Raw genomic sequence first — 3,062 nt, 5'->3', positions numbered from 1 at the left:
GATTTCCGAATGGGGAAACCCACCTGCTTGCAGGTATCGTTAACTGAATACATAGGTTAACGAGGCGAACGCGGAGAACTGAAACATCTAAGTACCCGTAGGAAAAGAAATCAACCGAGATTCCGGAAGTAGCGGCGAGCGAAACCGGAACAGCCCTTAAGCTTATTATGTGTTAATGGAAGGCTCTGGAAAGTGCCACGATACAGGGTGATAGTCCCGTACATGAAAATGCATTTTAAGTGAAATCGAGTAGGTCGGAGCACGTGAAACTTTGACTGAATATAGGTGGACCATCATCTAAGGCTAAATACTCCCAACTGACCGATAGTGAACCAGTACCGTGAGGGAAAGGCGAAAAGAACCCCTGTGAGGGGAGTGAAATAGAACCTGAAACCGTGTACGTACAAGCAGTAGGAGCAGACTTGTTCTGTGACTGCGTACCTTTTGTATAATGGGTCAGCGACTTATATTTTGTAGCGAGGTTAACCGAATAGGGTAGCCGTAGGGAAACCGAGTCTTAACTGGGCGAATAGTTGCAAGGTATAGACCCGAAACCCGGTGATCTAGCCATGAGCAGGTTGAAGGTTGAGTAACATCAACTGGAGGACCGAACCCACTAACGTTGAAAAGTTAGGGGATGACTTGTGGCTTGGAGTGAAAGGCTAATCAAACCGGGAGATAGCTGGTTCTCCCCGAAATCTATTTAGGTAGAGCCTCGGACGAATACTTACGGGGGTAGAGCACTGTTAAGGCTAGGGGGTCATCCCGACTTACCAACCCTTTGCAAACTCCGAATACCGTAAAGTACTATCCGGGAGACACACGGCGGGTGCTAACGTCCGTCGTGAAGAGGGAAACAACCCAGACCGCCAGCTAAGGTCCCAAAGTCATAGTTAAGTGGGAAACGATGTGGAAAGGCCCAGACAGCCAGGAGGTTGGCTTAGAAGCAGCCATCCTTTAAAGAAAGCGTAATAGCTCACTGGTCGAGTCGGTCTGCGCGGAAGATGTAACGGGGCTAAACTATGCACCGAAGCTGCGGATTCAAAATTTATTTTGAGTGGTAGGGGAGCGTTCTGTAAGCGGTTGAAGGTGTGCCGGGAGGCATGCTGGACGTATCAGAAGTGCGAATGCTGACATGAGTAACGATAATGCGGGTGAAAAACCCGCACGCCGGAAGACCAAGGGTTCCTATCCCATGTTAATCAGGGTAGGGTAAGTCGACCCCTAAGGCGAGGCCGAAAGGCGTAGTCGATGGGAAACGGATTAATATTTCCGTACTTGGTATAATTGCGATGGGGGGACGGAGCAGGCTAAGCAAGCATGGCGATGGTTGTCCATGTGAAAGTGAGTAGGTTGAGAGTTTAGGAAAATCCGGACTCTTAAGACTGAGACACGAGACGAGCACCTAAGGGTGTGAAGTTGCTGATGCCATACTTCCAGGAAAAGCCTCTAAGCTTCAGATTATACCGAATCGTACCCCAAACCGACACAGGTGGTCAGGTAGAGAATACTAAGGCGCTTGAGAGAACTCGGGTGAAGGAACTAGGCAAAATCGTACCGTAACTTCGGGAGAAGGTACGCTCCTATCTGTGATGAGATTTACTCTCTAAGCGGACGGGAGCCGCAGTGACCAGGTGGCTGGGACTGTTTATTAAAAACACAGCACTGTGCAAAATCGCAAGATGACGTATACGGTGTGACACCTGCCCGGTGCCGGAAGGTTAATTGATGGGGTTAGTTTTCGGACGAAGCTCTTGATCGAAGCCCCGGTAAACGGCGGCCGTAACTATAACGGTCCTAAGGTAGCGAAATTCCTTGTCGGGTAAGTTCCGACCTGCACGAATGGTGTAACCATGGCCACGCTGTCTCCACCCGAGACTCAGTGAAATTGAAATCGCAGTGAAGATGCTGTGTACCCGCGGCTAGACGGAAAGACCCCGTGAACCTTTACTACAGCTTGGCACTGAACATTGAACCTACATGTGTAGGATAGGTGGGAGACTTAGAAGATGAGACGCTAGTTTTGTTGGAGTCGTCCTTGAAATACCACCCTTGTAGTTTTGATGTTCTAACGTTGGCCCCTGAATCGGGGTTACGGACAGTGCCTGGTGGGTAGTTTGACTGGGGCGGTCTCCTCCCAAAGAGTAACGGAGGAGCACGAAGGTTGGCTAAGTACGGTCGGACATCGTACGGTTAGTGTAATGGTAGAAGCCAGCTTAACTGCGAGACAGACACGTCGAGCAGGTACGAAAGTAGGTCATAGTGATCCGGTGGTTCTGAATGGAAGGGCCATCGCTCAACGGATAAAAGGTACTCCGGGGATAACAGGCTGATACCGCCCAAGAGTTCATATCGACGGCGGTGTTTGGCACCTCGATGTCGGCTCATCACATCCTGGGGCTGAAGTCGGTCCCAAGGGTATGGCTGTTCGCCATTTAAAGTGGTACGCGAGCTGGGTTTAGAACGTCGTGAGACAGTTCGGTCCCTATCTGCCGTGGGCGTTTGAGAATTGAGAGGGGTTGCTCCTAGTACGAGAGGACCGGAGTGAACGAACCGCTGGTGTTCGGGTTGTCATGCCAATGGCATTGCCCGGTAGCTACGTTCGGAACTGATAAGCGCTGAAAGCATCTAAGCGCGAAGCAGGCCTCGAGATGAGTTCTCACTAGACTTTTAAAGTCTCTGAAGGGCCGTTGAAGACTACAACGTTGATAGGCAAGATGTGGAAGCATAGTGATATGTTAAGCTAACTTGTACTAATTACCCGTGAGGCTTAACCATACAACGCCAAACGCGTTTTATGTGATAGTGAAACAAGCGAAGAAGTTAATAGACTAAAGTAGATTTTACACAGCTGTAAGCGATAAGCTTTCAGCCATAAGAAAACAATTATCAGTATTTTCAAATTTTAATTAATTGGCTCGAAGAGCGAATTAATACCAAATTTGCTTGGTGACAATAGCGTTTTGGACCCACCTGATCCCATGCCGAACTCAGTAGTGAAACGAAACAGCGCCGATGATAGTGTAGCATTTGTTATGTGAAAGTAGGTCATCGCCAGGCTC

Annotated in this window: 2 rRNA genes; both read left to right on the top strand. The window is 49.1% G+C overall.

What is annotated here, in order from left to right:
• Positions 1 to 2,778: ribosomal RNA gene (locus QMA12_RS21885) — 23S ribosomal RNA — on the top strand; the annotation flags it as partial.
• Between the two features lie 167 nt (positions 2,779 to 2,945).
• Positions 2,946 to 3,060, top strand: a 5S ribosomal RNA gene (rrf, locus tag QMA12_RS21880).
• Positions 3,061 to 3,062 lie beyond the last annotated feature (2 nt).

Source organism: Pseudoalteromonas sp. APC 3893, assembly GCF_030408095.1.
Taxonomy (GTDB): Bacteria; Pseudomonadota; Gammaproteobacteria; order Enterobacterales; family Alteromonadaceae; genus Pseudoalteromonas.
This window is presented reverse-complemented; position numbering and strand designations above follow the sequence as displayed.